This is a genomic window from Flavobacterium frigidimaris, assembly GCF_002217275.1.
GTDB lineage: Bacteria > Bacteroidota > Bacteroidia > Flavobacteriales > Flavobacteriaceae > Flavobacterium > Flavobacterium aquidurense.
Genome location: NZ_MUGV01000026.1, coordinates 13,625 through 30,949, shown reverse-complemented (window position 1 = coordinate 30,949; position 17,325 = coordinate 13,625). Strand labels below are relative to the sequence as shown.

General features: G+C 33.1%; 18 protein-coding genes and 1 tRNA gene. 13 read left to right on the top strand and 6 right to left on the bottom strand.

What is annotated here, in order from left to right; translation table 11 throughout:
* Nucleotides 1–3: 3 nt before the first annotated feature.
* The 3 genes from B0A65_RS15800 to hisS all read right to left on the bottom strand — a co-directional run bounded on the left by B0A65_RS15800 (nt 4) and on the right by hisS (nt 2,848).
* Nucleotides 4–582, bottom strand: a complete 579-nt coding sequence (locus B0A65_RS15800) for a nucleotide exchange factor GrpE (RefSeq protein ID WP_074659190.1) — start codon at nt 580–582, stop codon at nt 4–6.
* A 481-nt stretch (nt 583–1,063) separates the two neighbouring features.
* Nucleotides 1,064–1,134, bottom strand: a tRNA-Trp gene (locus B0A65_RS15795).
* Between the two features lie 286 nt (nt 1,135–1,420).
* Nucleotides 1,421–2,848, bottom strand: a complete 1,428-nt coding sequence (gene hisS, locus B0A65_RS15790) for a histidine--tRNA ligase (RefSeq protein ID WP_074659191.1) — start codon at nt 2,846–2,848, stop codon at nt 1,421–1,423.
* Between the two features lie 247 nt (nt 2,849–3,095).
* Between hisS and B0A65_RS15785 the strand changes: the two genes are divergently transcribed.
* Nucleotides 3,096–4,340: an ABC transporter permease gene (locus B0A65_RS15785; RefSeq protein ID WP_074659192.1), complete on the top strand. Its 1,245-nt coding sequence runs from the start codon at nt 3,096–3,098 to the stop codon at nt 4,338–4,340.
* A gap of 278 nt (nt 4,341–4,618) precedes the next feature.
* On the opposite strand, the gene prmC is transcribed toward B0A65_RS15785, so the two are convergent.
* The gene (gene prmC / locus B0A65_RS15780) at nt 4,619–5,473 is read right to left on the bottom strand and encodes a peptide chain release factor N(5)-glutamine methyltransferase (protein WP_074659247.1); all 855 of its coding nucleotides are present in this window, start codon (nt 5,471–5,473) and stop codon (nt 4,619–4,621) included.
* Between the two features lie 84 nt (nt 5,474–5,557).
* Nucleotides 5,558–6,043: a GNAT family N-acetyltransferase gene (locus B0A65_RS15775; protein WP_074659193.1), complete on the bottom strand. Its 486-nt coding sequence runs from the start codon at nt 6,041–6,043 to the stop codon at nt 5,558–5,560.
* 109 nt (nt 6,044–6,152) lie between these two features.
* Here B0A65_RS15775 and ribD point away from each other — a divergent pair, with 109 nt between their 5' ends.
* From ribD to B0A65_RS15760, 3 genes are all read left to right on the top strand, one after another.
* A complete protein-coding gene (gene ribD / locus B0A65_RS15770) occupies nt 6,153–7,202 on the top strand; it encodes a bifunctional diaminohydroxyphosphoribosylaminopyrimidine deaminase/5-amino-6-(5-phosphoribosylamino)uracil reductase RibD (protein ID WP_074659194.1) in 1,050 nt (349 codons plus the stop codon).
* Nucleotides 7,195–7,797, top strand: a complete 603-nt coding sequence (locus tag B0A65_RS15765) for an HAD family hydrolase (RefSeq protein WP_074659195.1) — start codon at nt 7,195–7,197, stop codon at nt 7,795–7,797. The genes ribD and B0A65_RS15765 overlap by 8 nt, the downstream gene beginning before the upstream one ends.
* 169 nt (nt 7,798–7,966) lie before the next feature.
* The gene (locus tag B0A65_RS15760) at nt 7,967–8,599 is read left to right on the top strand and encodes an IMPACT family protein (protein ID WP_074659196.1); all 633 of its coding nucleotides are present in this window, start codon (nt 7,967–7,969) and stop codon (nt 8,597–8,599) included.
* A gap of 31 nt (nt 8,600–8,630) precedes the next feature.
* Here the strand turns inward: B0A65_RS15760 and B0A65_RS15755 are convergent, their stop codons facing one another.
* Complete coding sequence (locus tag B0A65_RS15755; protein ID WP_074659197.1) at nt 8,631–9,035, bottom strand: acyl-CoA thioesterase; 405 nt, start codon at nt 9,033–9,035, stop codon at nt 8,631–8,633.
* A 186-nt stretch (nt 9,036–9,221) separates the two neighbouring features.
* Between B0A65_RS15755 and dnaA the strand changes: the two genes are divergently transcribed.
* The 9 genes from dnaA to B0A65_RS15710 all read left to right on the top strand — a co-directional run bounded on the left by dnaA (nt 9,222) and on the right by B0A65_RS15710 (nt 17,315).
* On the top strand, nt 9,222–10,649 hold the full coding sequence (gene dnaA / locus B0A65_RS15750) for a chromosomal replication initiator protein DnaA (protein WP_074659198.1): 1,428 nt from the start codon (nt 9,222–9,224) through the stop codon (nt 10,647–10,649).
* Between the two features lie 9 nt (nt 10,650–10,658).
* On the top strand, nt 10,659–11,126 hold the full coding sequence (locus tag B0A65_RS15745; RefSeq protein ID WP_074659199.1) for a low molecular weight protein-tyrosine-phosphatase: 468 nt from the start codon (nt 10,659–10,661) through the stop codon (nt 11,124–11,126).
* A 67-nt stretch (nt 11,127–11,193) separates the two neighbouring features.
* Nucleotides 11,194–11,907, top strand: a complete 714-nt coding sequence (locus B0A65_RS15740; RefSeq protein WP_074659200.1) for an SAM-dependent methyltransferase — start codon at nt 11,194–11,196, stop codon at nt 11,905–11,907.
* A 23-nt stretch (nt 11,908–11,930) separates the two neighbouring features.
* A complete protein-coding gene (locus B0A65_RS15735; protein WP_083370413.1) occupies nt 11,931–12,443 on the top strand; it encodes an energy transducer TonB in 513 nt (170 codons plus the stop codon).
* A gap of 59 nt (nt 12,444–12,502) precedes the next feature.
* Nucleotides 12,503–13,630 carry a methionine aminotransferase gene (locus B0A65_RS15730; RefSeq protein ID WP_074659202.1) on the top strand — a complete coding sequence of 376 codons (1,128 nt, stop codon included), beginning with the start codon at nt 12,503–12,505 and terminating at the stop codon, nt 13,628–13,630.
* A gap of 74 nt (nt 13,631–13,704) precedes the next feature.
* Nucleotides 13,705–14,586, top strand: coding sequence for an SDR family oxidoreductase (locus B0A65_RS15725; RefSeq protein WP_074659203.1), 882 nt, complete (start codon nt 13,705–13,707; stop codon nt 14,584–14,586).
* 254 nt (nt 14,587–14,840) lie between these two features.
* Entirely contained in the window at nt 14,841–15,449 is a 609-nt protein-coding gene (gene udk, locus B0A65_RS15720) for a uridine kinase (RefSeq protein WP_026984962.1), read from the top strand.
* Between the two features lie 153 nt (nt 15,450–15,602).
* Nucleotides 15,603–15,938: an FtsB family cell division protein gene (locus B0A65_RS15715; RefSeq protein WP_074659204.1), complete on the top strand. Its 336-nt coding sequence runs from the start codon at nt 15,603–15,605 to the stop codon at nt 15,936–15,938.
* Between the two features lie 12 nt (nt 15,939–15,950).
* Nucleotides 15,951–17,315 (top strand): methylmalonyl-CoA mutase subunit beta, encoded by a 1,365-nt coding sequence (locus B0A65_RS15710; RefSeq protein ID WP_074659205.1) that lies wholly within the window; start codon nt 15,951–15,953, stop codon nt 17,313–17,315.
* Nucleotides 17,316–17,325: the final 10 nt, after the last annotated feature.

Genomic DNA, 17,325 nt, shown 5'->3' with positions numbered 1-17,325 from the left:
TTTTTAGTTACCAATAACCACTTTAGGGAAACGAATAATTTTGTCTCCTAATTTGTATCCTTTTTCAATAACGTCAACAATTTTACCTTTCAATTTGTCAGAAGGTGCAGGAATTTGTGTAATTGCTTCAGCAAAGTCAGCATTAAAAGCATCACCAGCTCTAACTTCAACTTGCTCTAAACCTTTAGCTACCAAAGTGCTTTTTAGTTTTTCGTGAATCAATTCAACTCCTTTTTTCAAGTTTTCATCGTCAGACTTACTGATCTCTACAGTTGCTCTGTCAAAATCATCCAAAACAGGAAGCATTGCTAACAAAACTTCTTGGTTTGCTGTTTTAAACAAATCCATACGCTCTTTTGAAGTTCTTTTTTTGTAATTTTCAAATTCGGCAAATAATCTCAAAAATTTATCTTTTTCTTTTGCCAAGTCTTGAGCCAATTGCTCTTCAACACTTAATTCTTCAACAATTAACTGCTCACCGTTGGCATTGTTTTCTAACGTTACATCATCTAATTCCTGATCGAACTCTGTATTTTCCGTAGTCATATTACTTTTATTTTTAAAAATATCTTTAAACTTCATTTTTTATTCTTTCTGTTGGATTGCAAAAGTACTGCCAAATCTCTTAAAATGTCAAATTGTCACTTTATTAAAAATGAGAACTTTAAAAAACGAAAATAGCGCTTTAAAATTTAGTATAATTTTAAGACTATTACGTTATAGTTTATAGTATATTTGGTATCCAAAATAAAAAACTAAATTATTACCTATCAAAATTGAATTTAAGGGTTGGCTTCGGCCTCATAAATAATTATTAATTCAAGTTTACCTTATATTAAAAAAAAGCTTCGCCTTAAGAGACGAAGCTTTTTTTATGCTTATCCCTCCCTAAAACCTGAAAAGCGAAAAAATTTTACCGCAAAGAACGCAAAGTTTTTTACTCTTAAGCTTTATAATAAACACAAAGTTCGCAAAGCTTTGTATTAATATAGCTTTGCGAACTTTATGTTTTTTGAAAGTATTCTTATGACAAAATTCTTTACATTTTTTGCCGTAGAAATTGCACGGGCGGAGGGATTCGAACCCCCATCAACGGTTTTGGAGACCGCTATTCTACCCTTGAACTACGCCCGTAACTTAAGGTCGGCAAATTAAAAGTTTTTTTTCTTCCCCGGCAACTATTTCAGGAAGAGATTTCAAAAGAAAATCCTTTAAATCTGAGCTATATGAAGCAAAAACCTTTGCTTCAAACAGTTAACCTATAATTTTTTATTTCACGCAGATTTTAAAAAGATTTAGGCAGATTAATGCAGATTTATTTACATAACAATCAAATTAAATCTGCGTGAATCTGCAAGATCTGCGTGAAACAAAAATCTAAATAATCCTCTAATCTATCAAAAACCAGTTTAGAATGAAACTATGCCAACAAAGCATTTTTTAATCCTTCGAAATCAACTGAAACCTGTTCGCCTGTCACTAAATTTTTAAGTGAGTAAGAATTTGACGCAATCTCCTGATCGCCCGCAATTACTGCAAACGGAATCAATCTTTTATCGGCATACTGAAACTGCTTTCCAACTTTTACATTGTCTGGATACAATTCCACTTTTATATTTTCTTTTCTCAATTTCTGAATCGCCTGCGAAGCGTACAAAGCTTCAGCATCTCCATAATTAATAAACAATGCTTTTGATGTCGCCGCTACTGTTTCAGGGAATAATTGCAATTCTTCTAAAACCAGATAAATTCGGTCAAGGCCAAAAGAAATTCCAACACCGCTCATATTTTTCAAACCAAAAATACCAGTCAAATCGTCGTATCTTCCACCACCACCAATAGAGCCCATCGAAACTGTTTTTGGAGCTGCAACTTCAAAAATAGCACCGGTATAATAATTCAATCCGCGTGCTAATGTCACATCAAGATCTAATGTCGCAGTTGCCAAACCTAAAGTTGCCACATTGTCACAAATGAATTTTAATTCCTGCACTCCTTTCATTCCCTCTTCTGATGAAGCTAATAAATCTGAAAGTTGATTTATTTTATCTGAAAAAGATCCTGTAAAACTAAAAAGCGGCTGTACTTTAACCAAAGCTTCTTCAGCAATCCCTTTTTCGATCATTTCTTTTTTAACGCCGTCTTCACCAATTTTATCCAGTTTATCAAGAGCAACCGTAAAATCAATCAATTTATCAGATGCTCCAATTACTTCAGCAATTCCCGATAATATTTTTCTGTTATTGATTTTGATGGTAACGCCTTCTAATCTTAATGATGTAAAAACAGTATCATACAATTGTACCAATTCTACTTCCTGCCACAACGATTTTGAACCCACAACGTCAGCATCACATTGATAAAATTCTCTGTAACGTCCTCTTTGTGGTCTGTCAGCTCTCCAAACCGGTTGGATCTGATATCTTTTAAACGGAAATTCAATTTCGTTTTGGTGTTGTACGACGTATCTTGCAAACGGAACAGTTAAATCGTAACGTAATGCTTTCTCTGAAATTTTTCCCGTGAATTTATTCAGCTCAATTCTTTGACTCAAATCAATAGTTTCTGCCGAATTAACTTGCAACGATTCAATAGATTCCGGTAATTCAATTTTATTTTTATTGAAGAAGAAATTACCTGAATTTAATATTTTAAAAATCAAACGATCTCCTTCTTCTCCATATTTCCCCATCAAGGTATCTGAATTTTCAAACGACGGCGTTTCGATCGGTTGAAAACCAAATTTTTCAAAATTATTTTTTATCGTCTGAATAATATATTGACGTTTTGACACCTCTGCAGGCGAAAAATCTCGTGTTCCTTGTGGGATGCTTGGTTTTGAAGCCATCTTTTTTATTTTAGATTTCTGATTTTAGATTTTAGATTTTAGATTCTTTTAGACCTAAAATCTAAAAACTTTAAAATTAATTTATTTCTAGATTTTCTTTTAGATTGTTCGCTCTTTAGACTTTCGACTTTATGACTTTCCAACTTTCGACTTAAATAAGTCTGCAAATATCTGATTTTTTAAAATAAATAATGTCCGTTCGAAAACAAACTTGTAACAAAAAACGTATTTTCGTGACAAATTGGTCATGATGCTAAAATTATTTAAAGAAAATATCCGAATTGCTTTTGGTTCCATCAAAACACAATTGCTGCGAACTATTCTTACCGTATTAATCATCGCGATTGGTATTACAGCGCTTGTTGGAATCCTGACAGTTGTAACCGCTCTTGAAAATACCGTTTCTACCAATTTCGCTTCTATGGGAGCTAACACCTTCAACATCAACCAATACGAAAACACTGTAAAGAATCGAGGTGGAAACAAACGTGAAATCATAAACCCGATTATCTCCTATCCGGAAGCGGTTGCTTTCAAAAACAAATACAAATATCCGTTTACTGAAACTTCTCTTTCCTTTACGGCAACAGCAACGGCAGAAGTAAAATATCTAGATCAAAAAACAGATCCCGAAATTAAAGTGCTGGGCGTCGATGAACATTTCATTGGTAACTCCGGTTTAGAAATAAGTTTAGGCCGTTCTTTCAATCAATTTGATATTGAGAACAATACCTACTCTTGCATTGTAGGTTCTGATTTCGAAAAAGGTTTACTAAAAGACGTTAACCCAATTGATAAAATAATTTCGATTCGTGGTGCCCGCTTTAAGGTTATTGGCGTTTTAAAAGAAAAAGGATCAACATTTGGAAACAGTCAGGATTTACGTGTATTAATTCCAATTCAGGTCGCGCGTTCTTTATTTACAGCACCAAACATTAATTACACCATGAGTGTAATGGTTTCTAAAAAAGAACTTTTAGACGAAGCTGTTGACAACGCCACAAGTACCATGCGAAGAGTCCGTAAATTGAGCCCCGTTCGTGACAATAATTTCGGTATTGGCCGAAGCGACGATTTAATTAACCGAATTCTTGGAATCACTAAATATTTAGGCTGGGCTTCCTGGATCATCAGTATTATTACAATTCTCGGATCTTCTATCGCCTTAATGAATATCATGATTGTTTCGGTCACAGAGCGTACCCGCGAAATAGGTGTTCGTAAAGCTTTAGGCGCTACAAAAATCACGATATCTGTTCAGTTTTTTATCGAAACTTTATTGATTGGGCAAATTGGTGGTATGGTCGGTATCGTATTAGGAATTTTAATCGGTTTTGCTTTTGCAGCCGCAATGAGCTTTGCATTTGTCATTCCCTGGATGGCGATTTTTGCCGCTTTTGCCACTAGTTTTATGGTTGCCATTGTTTCAGGGTTATATCCGGCTATAAAAGCTTCACAACTGGATCCTATTGAGGCTTTGCGTTACGAGTAGTTTTCAGTCGCAGTCGCGGTTTTCAGTCACTACATTATGAACTGATAAAAATATTTAGAAGCAGAATAAATCGTTCCATAAGACGATCTGTCCCGCTATTCGTTTCAATCTTTTTTGTCCGCCGCAGCGGACAAAAAAGGATTTCCACTGCTATCGGGGCTAAATTAGAACTTTTCAACTTTTAAGAACTCTTTTGAGGTTTTAAGGCTTTAGCAATAAGTAATAAAATTATATGCAAAAATGACCTAATAATTGAAGACTGAGATTGAGACTGAAAACTAAATATTCCCTTTCATCATTCGGTCATTATCGTAAATATCTTTTTTTAATTCAATATTTTTAAAATTCATTTGCTCAAGTAAATCACTTGTCTCCTTGCCTAGATATTGATTGATTTCAAAATACAATTGTCCGTTTTCCAAAAGATTTACCTTTCCTATTTCTGCAATTTTCCTGTAAAAAATTAATGCATCATTATCTTCCACAAAAAGAGCCAAATGCGGTTCATAATCTAAAACATTCTTTTTAATTTCTACTTTCTCTAAATTTCGAACATAAGGAGGATTGGAAACAATAATATCATAATTAGATTTCAAAGCTTCTAATTCTAAAACATTTTTAAGCATAAAAGTCACTTCTACATTATTGTTTACAGAATTTCGTTTTGCCGTATCTAATGCTTTTTTAGAAACGTCAAGAGCATAAACATCAGCGTTGGGTAGATTTTTTGCCAGTGAGATAGCAATACACCCACTTCCCGTACCGATATCTAAAATCTTTAACTTTTTAGTCTTGTCTGCTATTGAATTCTCATTTATAATCCACTCAACCAATTCTTCAGTTTCTGGTCTCGGAATCAAAACATTCTCATTTACTTCAAAATCCAAACCATAAAAGCTTGTTTTTCCAAGTAAATACTGAATTGGAACTTCTTTTTTTAATTGCTTCAACAACGAATTCCAAATAACAAAATCACTTTCCGAAAAATTCAGTTCATGATTCAAAGCCAGATCGATTTGCCTTAATTTGTGCTTGTCTTCTAAAATTAAATAGAAAAAACTTTCCGCTTCATACGCATCGTAAAAAGGCGATAATTCTTTTATAAATTGAGTGCGGTATTGTTTAATTTTCATTTCGGGTCTTTGAGTATTATCTTTCGGCAAAAGCCAATTTCCTTTCAAATAAGTATGCTAAAAGCTAATTTGTTACAAAAGATTTTACAAATCTTTCAACATCCAAATAGGACAAGAACTATGTCCGGTACATCCCATTGGTGCATCTAAATATTCAAAACCTGATTTTTTATATAATTTTTGAGCAGCATGCATGAATGGCATTGTCTCAATATAACATTTTTCAAAACCAAAAACTTTAGCCTGCTCCAAACATTTCTCCATCATTTTACTTCCAATTCCCAAACCTCGTGTTTCAGGCAAAAAGTACATCTTTTGCAATTCACAAATTAAGGGATCACCATTTTCTAAAGGTGCAATTCCGCAACAACCCACTATTTTACCTTCATTTTCAACCACAAAATAAACAGATCGTGGTTTATTGTATTCTTCAAACATTAAGTCTAAATAGGGATCCTCATAGGCCGTACCCACTTTTGGAATTTCCATTTCATCAAAAACTGATCTTATTAATTTTGCAACTGCCTGATTGTCTTCTTTTTTAATCTTTCTAATAAGCCAATTTTTCATATTTCTTTTATACTTGTAATCTCTACAAAAGTAAAAATACTTTTCTTATAGTTTCTTATCATACATGAATAACTATGGGACTAAACTCAAAAATAATTACTTTTGTAGTGTGAATGCACATGAAAAATACATAAAACGCTGTATAGAACTTGCCAAAAATGGTTTTGGAACAACTTATCCAAACCCAATGGTAGGAAGCGTAATTGTTTACAATGACCAAATTATAGGTGAAGGCTGGCATAAAAAAGCCGGAGAACCGCACGCAGAAGTCAATGCGATTCGATCTGTAAAAGACAAATCGTTGCTAAAAAAGGCCACAATTTATGTAAGTTTAGAACCTTGCAGTCATTTTGGAAAAACACCTCCTTGTTGCGATTTGATTATTGCAAATGAGATTCCGAATGTCGTTGTTGGAACTGTGGATCCAAATGAAAAAGTGGCCGGAAACGGAATCAAAAAACTAATTGAAGCCGGAATTAATGTTACCGTCGGAATTTTAGAAAACGAATGCTACGAGCTAAACAAACGCTTTTTTACTTTTCATAATAGACAGAGACCTTATATTATATTAAAATGGGCCGAAAGTCAGGATGGTTTTTTATCTCCTGAGAAAGATGTTAATCAGGAACGGAAACCCATTTGGATTACCAATTCCTATTCAAGACAACTGGTTCATAAATGGCGAAGTGAAGAACAAGCCATTTTAGTGGGAACTCAAACCGTAATTGATGACAATCCGAAATTAAATGTTAGAGATTGGTCAGGAAATAATCCTGTTCGTGTTGTCTTAGATCAAAATAATCGCATTTCGAAAGAGAGTTTTATTTTTGATGACAGCGTTAAAACTATCCTATTTACAAAATGTGAAATTAACTTTTCAGCAGAAAACACTACCTTTGAAGTAATCGATTTTAATCAAAATATAATACCGCAAATTTTAACTGTTTTGCATCAAAACCAAATTCAGTCTATTATTATAGAAGGCGGTTTGAAAACTTTACAGGCATTTATCGATCACGACATTTGGGACGAAGCTCGCATTTTTATTGGAAACACTACTTTTAATAAAGGAACAAAAGCTCCAGTTATGCAAAAGAAAATTACAACCAAAACAAATATTCAGAACGACGAATTAATATACGTTAGAAATCATGATTGATACTATAATTTTTGACTTTGGAGATATTTTTATCAATTTAGATAAACAGGCCACTATTTCAGGATTGCAGAAACTTGGCATGACGGAATGGAATGCAGAATTGGATCGTTTGAATCTTTTGTTTGAAACCGGAGATATTTCGCATGATGAATTTCTGGCTGGTTTTCAAAAACAACTTCCAAATGCTTCAATCGAAGAAATTCTGGAAGCGTGGAATGCTGTTTTGGCCGATTTTCCTTTGTACCGATTAGAATTCCTTCAAATGCTTTCAAAAAAATATCGCTTATTTTTATTAAGCAATACTGATTCGATTCATATTGAAACTTTCGAAACCAAAAGCGGTATTTCATTTTATAGTGATTTCTACCAATGTTTTGAAAAAGTTTATTTTTCTTTTGAAATTGGAAAGCGAAAACCAAATGCTGAAGCATACCAATACATCATTAACAAACACGAGCTATCGCCAAAACGAACTTTATTTGTTGATGATAAAAAAGAAAATACAGATGCAGCCGCAGCCTTAGGACTTCATGTCTGGAATTTGCAAGTGGGTCAGGAAGATGTTGTCGATTTATTTGATAAAAAAATAGTATAGAAATCTTATGCCACAGATTTCACAGATTAAAATGATTTTTTCACGCAGATTCTGCAGATTTAAGCAGATTTAATTTTAATTATAATCTGTATAGATCAGCTTAAATCTTTTTAAATCTGCGTGAAAAACTTACTCATAGCTAAGAGAAACATAATTTAGAAATTTACTTTTGGAATATAACGATACGTATCAAACCATTGCTTTTGAATCTGAAGAAGTGCTTTTTAAAGAAAAAGGAAGCAAGTTCTTTGGTTATGCTTTTCCTATTATAAGTGAAGAAGAAGTAAAACCTATTATTGAAAACTTAAAAAAACAACATCCTCACGCCGTTCATTATTGTTATGCTTATCAACTAGGAACAGCTCCAAAAATATCGTACCGTGCCAATGACGACGGAGAACCCAGTAATACGGCCGGCGCTCCTATTTATGGCCAGATTCAGTCTTTTGGAGTAACAAATATTTTGGTAGTTGTAGTTCGGATTTTTGGCGGGGTCAAATTGGGTGTTGGCGGATTGATTGCCGCTTACAAAACAACTGCACAAATGACACTTGAAGTTTGTGAAATTGTCGAAAAAACTATCGACGTTCATTTTTTAATCTCTTTTGATTATAAAAATATGAATAAAGTTATGCGTGTTGTCAAAGAAAAAAAACTGGAAATTACTTCTCAGGAAATGGAAATTGATGAAGATTCCGGACTTCCAATTGGCAAAATAATCACAAAAACACGAAAAAAAAATGCCGAATTAGTATTCGACATTTTTGATTTAATGTTTGAAATCGATATTAAAATTATATAAATCGATATAAAAACCTACACCATTTTAACAATTATACCAGTGTTTTAAATAATTCTAAAATATAATCCGGAGGGGCAGTTGGACGACCTGATTTTAACGAAATAAATACTAAAATAAACACCGCTGTTGTTAATAACTCATTCGCTTCGTTATAGATCGCACAGTCGAATTCAATCTTAACAGAAGATTGACTTTTGAAAGTAGTTTGAATCGTAAGAAGCTCATCATAACGCGCCGATTTTTTGTAATTTATTTGCATTGAAACAATTGGTAAACCGATTCCGCTTTCTTCCATACTTTTATACGAAATCCCTTTGTCTCTAAGCCATTCCACGCGTCCGATCTCAAAATATGGTACATAATTTCCGTGATAAACAACCCCCATTTGGTCTGTTTCAGAGTAACGAACACGCACTTGCGTTTGATGATTTTTCATTATTTATTGATTAAAAAAAATTAACTTCCTAAAGTTCACTTACAACATTTTTTTATAAAATTAGACCCCAAAATATTTTTTTTTACAGAAATTTGTTCACATATTTGTTATCCTGAAATACGGAAAAATTTTGCTCCTTTTTTATTAGGAGAATCTTTATCAATAATAAAAAATTTATCTGAATCTATGACTAAAACTGCTCAATCGGTATGGGAAAACTGTTTGTCTTTTATAAAGGACAATATTCAAGATCAAGCATATAAAACTTGGTTCGAACCAATCAAATCAGTTGAGCTAACCGACAACGCATTATATATTCAAGTACCAAGTAAATTTTTCTACGAATGGCTCGAAGAGCACTACGTAAAATTATTGAAAGTTGCGCTTACCAAAGAACTAGGAAAAAACGCAAAGTTACTCTATAAAATTAAAATGGAGAACACTTATGGCAATAAACAACCGTTTACCGAACAGTTGCCAAGTGCTAATAGAGTGCCAATGAAACCGCAAGAGGTTGATGCTCCATTTAAAAACTTAAATCCTGAACTTAAAAATCCTTTCGTAATTCCCGGAATTAGAAATTTAAAAATTGAGTCGCAATTAAATGCAAACTACAGTTTTGATAATTTCTTAGAAGGAGATTCTAACCGTTTGGCCCGTTCTGCAGGTATGGCTGTTGCCAATAAACCTGGAGGAACATCATTTAATCCATTGTTGATTTTTGGTGGAGTTGGTTTAGGAAAAACACACTTAGCGCACGCTATTGGTGTTGAAGTAAAAGATAAGTATCCTGAAAAAACGGTTTTATATATTTCTGCCGAAATTTTCACACAACAATATATTGACTCAGTAAAAAAGAATAATCGTAATGATTTTATTCACTTTTACCAATTAATTGACGTTTTGATTATTGATGATGTTCAGTTTTTATCTGGAAAATCAGGAACTCAGGACGTGTTTTTCCATATTTTTAATTACCTGCACCAAAACGGAAAACAGGTAATTTTAACATCTGACAAAGCGCCTGTAGATATGCAGGATATCGAGCAACGTTTGCTATCTCGTTTTAAATGGGGATTATCTGCTGAGTTACATCAGCCAGATTACGAAACTCGTATTTCTATCTTAAAAAACATTTTGTACCGCGATGGAGTGGAAATGCCGGATGACATTATCGAATATGTTGCACGCAATATTAAATCAAATGTTCGTGAGCTTGAAGGTGCGATTATATCCTTAATTGCCCAATCTTCTTTCAACAAAAAAGAAGTTACAATCGACTTAGCGAAAAGTGTTGTAGAGAAATTTGTTAAAAACGTAAAGAGAGAAATCTCTATCGATTATATTCAAAAAATTGTGTCTGATTATTTTCAGTTGGATATTGAAACGCTTCAATCAAAGACCAGAAAAAGGCACGTTGTTCAGGCGAGACAATTAGCTATGTTTTTTGCAAAGAAATTCACTAAAGCTTCTTTGGCAAACATTGGTTCACAAATTGGAGATCGCGATCACGCTACCGTATTACACGCTTGTAAAACAGTTGACAATTTAGTTTCTACAGACAAACAATTCAAAAAATTTGTCGAAGACATCAACAAAAAATTAACGCTATAAACGCGAATCATGCCGGTAAAAGTTTTAATGGTTTGTTTGGGAAATATATGCAGATCACCTTTAGCAGAAGGTATTTTAGCCTCTAAACTTCCTAAAGATAAATTTACAGTTGATTCAGCTGGAACAGGATCCTGGCATGTAGGTCACGCACCAGACAAACGTTCTATTGCAGTTGCCCAAAAAAACGGCTTATGTATTGATGGTCAAAAGGGAAGGCAATTTAAAACTTCAGATTTTGATGAATTCGATTATATCTACGTTATGGATAATTCGAATTACCGTGATGTCATTCATCTTGCCAAAACACCAGAACATAAAGAAAAAGTCCATCTTATTTTAAACGAATTATTTCCGGGCGAAAATGTAGATGTTCCAGATCCTTACTTTGGAGCCGTTAATGGTTTTGACAACGTTTACCAAATGTTAGACGATGTGACTGACATCATTTCTAAAAAACTCATCGAAAAACACTCTTAACTTATTTCAATTATTTGATTTCTAAATAATTGGAATTTTTCATTTTATAATCTATAAAATAAATCACATGAAACTTCTAGGAAAATTATATTTAATTCCAACAACAATGGGCGAAAGCGATCCAATGGATGTTTTGCCACAAACCGTAAAAAGAAGCATTGATTTTATAGATCATTATATTGTTGAAAACGAAAAAACGGCGAGAAAATCAATAAAAGCCGTTTCTCCGGAGAAAAAACAGTCAGAATTAATTCTTTTCACGCTTAATAAACGAACTGAAGCAAGCGAACATTTAGACTTCATTAAACCTTTATTAGAAGGAAAAAATGTAGGATTAATGAGCGAAGCGGGTTGCCCGGGTGTTGCTGATCCGGGTGCAGTAATTGTAAAGCTGGCGCATGAAAAAGGAATTCAGGTAGTACCATTGGTTGGGCCTTCTTCTATATTATTAGCCATGATGGCTTCTGGAATGAACGGCCAAAGTTTTACGTTCAACGGATATTTGCCAATTGATAAAGATGAAAAAAAATCAGCCTTAAAACATTTTGAAAAATTATCTCAGGATAAAAATCAATCTCAGATTTTTATTGAGACACCTTATAGAAACAATAAATTAGTCGAAGATATTCTGCAAATTGTAAATCCGTCAACACATCTTTGTATTGCAACTGATATTACACTGCCAACAGAATTTATTAAAACAATGCGAGTTGCAGATTGGAAAAAATTGAAAGTTGATCTGCATAATAGACCAACGATTTTTATTATTCATAAAATGTAAACTAACATTTAAATCCAGTTGTCATGAAAAAATTTTTGATTCTGATTTTTATTTGCTGTACACAAATTATGTTTTCTCAAAGTACTAAAGATATTTCGAAAACAAAAGCTTCTGACACAAAAAGCACAGAACCAGTTATTGTTAAAGACAAAGAGCTTTATTACGATTCTCATTTAGTTATTGACGAACCTATTCCTTCCTCTAAAGATTCAAATAACGATAATACAATTTATAATACTGCGGAAATAGATAGTAAACCAACCTTTCCCGGAGGGTTTGAGAAATTTTATAAATTTGTAGATAACAATTTTAAATACTCTGACGAAAATATTGACTTAAAGGACAAAAAAATCTACACAACATTTATAGTTGAACAAGATGGCGCATTAACAGACATAAAAATCCTGAAAGATGCAGGTTACGAAACAGGAGCTGAAGCAATTCGAGTTCTAAAAAAATGCCCCAGATGGATTCCCGGAGAAAAAAATGGCAAAAAAGTTAGAGTTTTATATTCGCTCCCAATAACTTTAAAATAGTTTAATTTAATTAATCTCTTTTATATCTCACTTACAGTTTCCCCTAATTAAACATTTTAATGAGCAAACTCCCTAACGTCAGCACAAGTATTTTTACAGTAATGTCAAAAATGGCAGCCGAATATAATGCCATAAATCTTTCCCAAGGATTTCCAAATTTTCCCGTTGACGAGAGATTAACCAATATTCTGGCAAAATTATCCAAAGAAAATGTACACCAATATACACCAATGGCCGGTTATCCGCCTTTGATGAATCAGATCGTTAAACTAATTGAGAGTTCATATAACAGAACGATAAATCCTGACTTAGAACTTTTGGTTACAGCTGGCGCAACGCAGGGAATTTTCACTACGATTTTAGCTTTGGTAAAAACTGGGGATGAAGTGGTTATTCTGGATCCGAGTTATGATTCTTATGAATCTCCCGTTTTACTTTGTAATGCAAATCCCGTTCGTGTAGCTTTAAATGATGATTACACGCCAAATTGGGAAACCATTGAAAAAGCTTGTTCGGCTAAAACTAAAATGATGATCATCAATAATCCGCATAACCCGACAGGAAAAATTTTGACGGAAAATGATTTTTTAGAACTTGAAAAATTACTTTCAAAATATCCTGAGATTATAGTTTTATCTGACGAAGTTTACGAATACATTACTTTCGAAGAAAAGCATATTTCAGCACATACCAAAAATTTTCTTTTGAATCGCTGTATCATGGTTTCTTCTTTCGGAAAATCATTTCATATTACAGGTTGGAAAATTGGTTACACAGTCGCACCGGAATATCTGATGAAGGAAATTAAAAAAGTACATCAGTTTTTGGTTTTCAGCGTCAATAGTATTTCTCAGGTTGCCATCAGTCAATATTTAGATGTTGTTGATGTAAATTTACTTGGAAAATTTTATCAGGAAAAACGCGATTATTTTCAGAAACTCCTTCAAAACAGCCGATTCGAATTAAAACCTTGCGAGGGAACTTATTTTCAGGTGGCTTCTTATGCCAATATCTCAGATGAAGATGATGTGACATTTTGCAAAAAACTAATCACAGATCATGGAGTGGCAGCAATTCCAATATCAACTTTCTATTCGGATCATAAAGACCAAAAATTAATACGTTTTTGTTTTGCCAAAGACAACTTCACATTAGAGTCAGCAGCAAAAAAATTGTATGATATATAAAATTTATCAAAATTTTATAACATTATTATGCATGCATCCTATTATTTTAATTAATATTGTAAAAAAAGAAAAGTATGAGCTATACAGATAAAATGTTACGTGACGATGCTTTAAAAGGCAAAGTTATAGTTGTTACAGGCGGTGGAAGTGGTTTAGGAAAAGCAATGACTAAATATTTCTTAGAATTAGGTGCTCAGGTAGCGATTACTTCAAGAGATTTAGAAAAGCTAAAAAACACTGCAACGGAACTTGAAACAGAAACTGGTGGAAAATGTTTACCACTTCAATGTGACGTTCGTCATTATGAAGAAGTAGAAAATATGCTTCAGGCCGTTTTGAAAGAATTCGGAAAAGTAGATGTTCTTTTGAACAATGCTGCCGGGAATTTCATTTCTCCCACAGAACGTTTATCTGCAAATGCATTTGATACTGTTATTGATATCGTATTAAAAGGTTCTAAAAACTGTACGCTAGCCTTTGGAAAACATTGGATCGATAGTAAACAAACATCAGCTACTATTTTAAATATTGTTACAACTTATGCATGGACTGGTTCAGCTTACGTGGTACCAAGTGCTACTGCAAAAGCAGGAGTTTTAGCCATGACAAGAAGTTTAGCTGTAGAATGGGCAAAATACGGAATCCGTTCTAACGCAATCGCTCCGGGACCATTCCCTACTAAAGGAGCCTGGGACAGATTATTACCTGGAGATCTTGCAGAAAAATTTGATATGGCTAAGAAAGTACCATTAAAACGTGTGGGTGATCATCAGGAACTGGCCAATTTAGCGGCTTATTTAGTTTCTGACTTTTCAGCTTATGTAAACGGTGACGTTATTACAATTGATGGTGGCGAATGGTTAAAAGGTGCAGGACAATTCAACTTACTAGAAGCAATTCCTGAGGAACTTTGGGATCAGCTCGAAATGATGATAAAAGCAAAAAAGAATAAATAATTACAAGTGCTTACTAAATTCAGAATATTTTATTAAAACTATACTGATTGCACGAAATCCCGACGGCTTTGCTTTCGGGATTTTTTTTATCATTTTCACCATATAAGTAATATTAGTTCAGTTAAATAATACTTTGTTTAAATATCTGTTTGCTTAAATTTACTTATGTTACTTATATGGTTTAAATAAATAATATGCTTATACAATCCACTTAAATTATTATTTTTGCCGAATAAATATATAATATCAAATTTATGCTCATTATTGGACTTGCAGGAGGAACAGGAAGTGGAAAAACAACAGTAGTACACCAAATCATGACTGAATTACCCGACACTGAAGTTGGCGTAATTTCTCAGGATTCGTATTATAAAGAAACAACCAATTTGTCTTTTGACGAAAGAGCATTAATTAATTTTGATCACCCAAGATCTATTGATTTTGAACTATTGGTAAAGCATCTTAAAGCTTTAAAAGCGGGCGAAACAATTGATCAACCGGTTTATTCTTTTATACAGCATAACAGAACTGACGATACTGTTTCGACACATCCGAGAAAAGTAATGATTGTTGAAGGTATTTTAATCTTAACCAATCCTGAATTACGCGAACTTTTTGACATCAAAATTTTCGTTCATGCCGATTCTGATGAAAGATTAGTGCGTCGTTTAAAAAGAGATATTTCAGAACGCGGACGTGATATCGACGAGGTTTTAAACCGTTATCAAAACACTTTAAAACCTATGCACGAGCAATTTATCGAGCCATCAAAAGCTTTTGCTGATATCATTATTCCAAATGACAAATACAATACTGTAGCAATTGATGTAGTTCGTGCCGTAATTAATCAACGAATTTCATAATTTTTATTGTAAATTTAGTCCATAAAAATTAAGAGCTTTTTCCGCTCTCGCCTTTATCTTTTTGTGTCCGCCGCGGTGAACACAAAAAGGATATCGGCTACATCAAGCTAGAAAGACGAGTCATAATTCTCATACACAATCGATTAATTAAAAATGAAAATAAAAAATCCATATAAAGGCAAATCGTGGTTTAAATTCCTGGGCAATAAATATGTTTGGGTGTTGCTGTTTTTTGTTATATGGATGTTATTTTTAGACAACTACTCTTATTTTGATCATCGCTTTTTAGATGGACAAATAAATGAATTACAAGACAATAAAAAATACTATCAGGAAGAAATAAAGAAAGATCAGGAGCAGATCAAACAACTTAAAAATCCTGAGCAAATAGAAAAATATGCGCGCGAAAAGTACTTTATGAAAAAAGACAGCGAAGATATTTACATTATCCAATTTGAAGGAGATACCATTCAAGATAAGAATAATTAGAAAAAACACCAAATGGCCACTACCCTGTTCGACGATTTTAATCCGATTTCATCCAAACAATGGAAACAAAAAATTCAGTTTGAATTAGATGGAGCCGAATATAACCAAACCGTAATCTGGAATTCTCCCGAAGATATTCAGGTAAAGCCTTTTTATCACAGTGATGAATTTTCAAAAGCGGCAGCCGTAAAAACGGAGGCTTCTAATTTTAAAATCTGTCAAAATATTTTTGTTTTTGATATTGAGAAATCAATTCAAAGAGCCATCGATACTATCCAAAGAGGTGCAGAAAGTTTGCGTTTTACGATTCAAAACGAAAAAATCGACGTTCAAAAACTATTGGAATCACTTCCTTTAGAGAACAGAACCGTTTACTTTAATTTGAATTTTATTTCAATCGATTTCGTAAAAAAATTAGACACCATTTCTTTACAAAAAAATTCCATTTTTTACTGTAATATTGATCCCATTGGATATTTTGCAAGAGAAGGAAATTGGCTGGTAACATCTGATAAAAATAATTTTGAAACGATTGAAAATATTGCAAAAGCAACGACAAACCTTTCTTTACTTAGTATTGATCTAGGTTTATATCAAAATGCCGGTGCAAATATTACACAACAAATTGCTTACAGTTTAGCACACGCAAACGAATATTTAAATCGCTTGCCAAGTATTACCAAACCAATTGTTTTTCAGGTTTCTGTTGGAACTAATTATTTCTTTGAAATTGCAAAACTTCGTGCTTTACGAATGCTTTTTAAATTAATTTCTTCAGCATATAATCCTGACATCGACTGTCATTTATTGGTTACACCAACCAAACGAAATAAAACCATTTACGATTACAATGTCAATATGCTTCGTACGACAACCGAATGCATGTCGGCTATTTTAGGTGGTGCTGATTCGGTTGCAAATCTTCCTTATGATGCATTATACCATAAAGACAACGAATTTGGAGACCGAATTGCCAGAAATCAATTATTGGTTTTAAAACACGAAAGTTATTTTGACAAAGTCGACAATCCAGCTGACGGAAGTTATTATATTGAAAGTTTGACAATGCAGTTGGCAGAAAAAAGTTTAAAATTATTCAAAGAGATAGAAGCTGATGGTGGATTTCTAAAATTATTAAACGACGGAACAATCAAGAAGAAAATTCAGGAAAGTTCTGCAAAAGAACAGGAATTATTCGATTCAAAAAAAGAAGTTTTACTTGGAACGAATAAATATCCAAACAAAGAAGACAAAATGAAACACGATTTAGAGCTTTTTCCTTTTGTAAAAATCAAACCAAGAAAAACATTAATTACACCAATTATAGAAAAAAGATTAGCTGAAAAGCTGGAACAAGAACGCCTAGAACTTGAATAAATCTTTTTCA

Bases quoted from the DNA above. Each gene is read 5' to 3' on its own strand.
- B0A65_RS15725 (WP_074659203.1), top strand. From the start codon at position 13,705: ATGAGCTATACAGATAAAATGTTACGTGACGATGCTTTAAAAGGCAAA.
- B0A65_RS15775 (WP_074659193.1), bottom strand. From the start codon at position 6,043: ATGAAAAATTGGCTTATTAGAAAGATTAAAAAAGAAGACAATCAGGCA.
- B0A65_RS15765 (WP_074659195.1), top strand. From the start codon at position 7,195: ATGATTGATACTATAATTTTTGACTTTGGAGATATTTTTATCAATTTA.
- B0A65_RS15785 (WP_074659192.1), top strand. From the start codon at position 3,096: ATGATGCTAAAATTATTTAAAGAAAATATCCGAATTGCTTTTGGTTCC.
- B0A65_RS15735 (WP_083370413.1), top strand. From the start codon at position 11,931: ATGAAAAAATTTTTGATTCTGATTTTTATTTGCTGTACACAAATTATG.
- B0A65_RS15745 (WP_074659199.1), top strand. From the start codon at position 10,659: ATGCCGGTAAAAGTTTTAATGGTTTGTTTGGGAAATATATGCAGATCA.
- udk (WP_026984962.1), top strand. From the start codon at position 14,841: ATGCTCATTATTGGACTTGCAGGAGGAACAGGAAGTGGAAAAACAACA.
- B0A65_RS15715 (WP_074659204.1), top strand. From the start codon at position 15,603: ATGAAAATAAAAAATCCATATAAAGGCAAATCGTGGTTTAAATTCCTG.
- B0A65_RS15730 (WP_074659202.1), top strand. From the start codon at position 12,503: ATGAGCAAACTCCCTAACGTCAGCACAAGTATTTTTACAGTAATGTCA.
- prmC (WP_074659247.1), bottom strand. From the start codon at position 5,473: ATGAAAATTAAACAATACCGCACTCAATTTATAAAAGAATTATCGCCT.
- B0A65_RS15800 (WP_074659190.1), bottom strand. From the start codon at position 582: ATGAAGTTTAAAGATATTTTTAAAAATAAAAGTAATATGACTACGGAA.
- dnaA (WP_074659198.1), top strand. From the start codon at position 9,222: ATGACTAAAACTGCTCAATCGGTATGGGAAAACTGTTTGTCTTTTATA.
- B0A65_RS15755 (WP_074659197.1), bottom strand. From the start codon at position 9,035: ATGAAAAATCATCAAACGCAAGTGCGTGTTCGTTACTCTGAAACAGAC.
- B0A65_RS15710 (WP_074659205.1), top strand. From the start codon at position 15,951: ATGGCCACTACCCTGTTCGACGATTTTAATCCGATTTCATCCAAACAA.
- hisS (WP_074659191.1), bottom strand. From the start codon at position 2,848: ATGGCTTCAAAACCAAGCATCCCACAAGGAACACGAGATTTTTCGCCT.
- B0A65_RS15740 (WP_074659200.1), top strand. From the start codon at position 11,194: ATGAAACTTCTAGGAAAATTATATTTAATTCCAACAACAATGGGCGAA.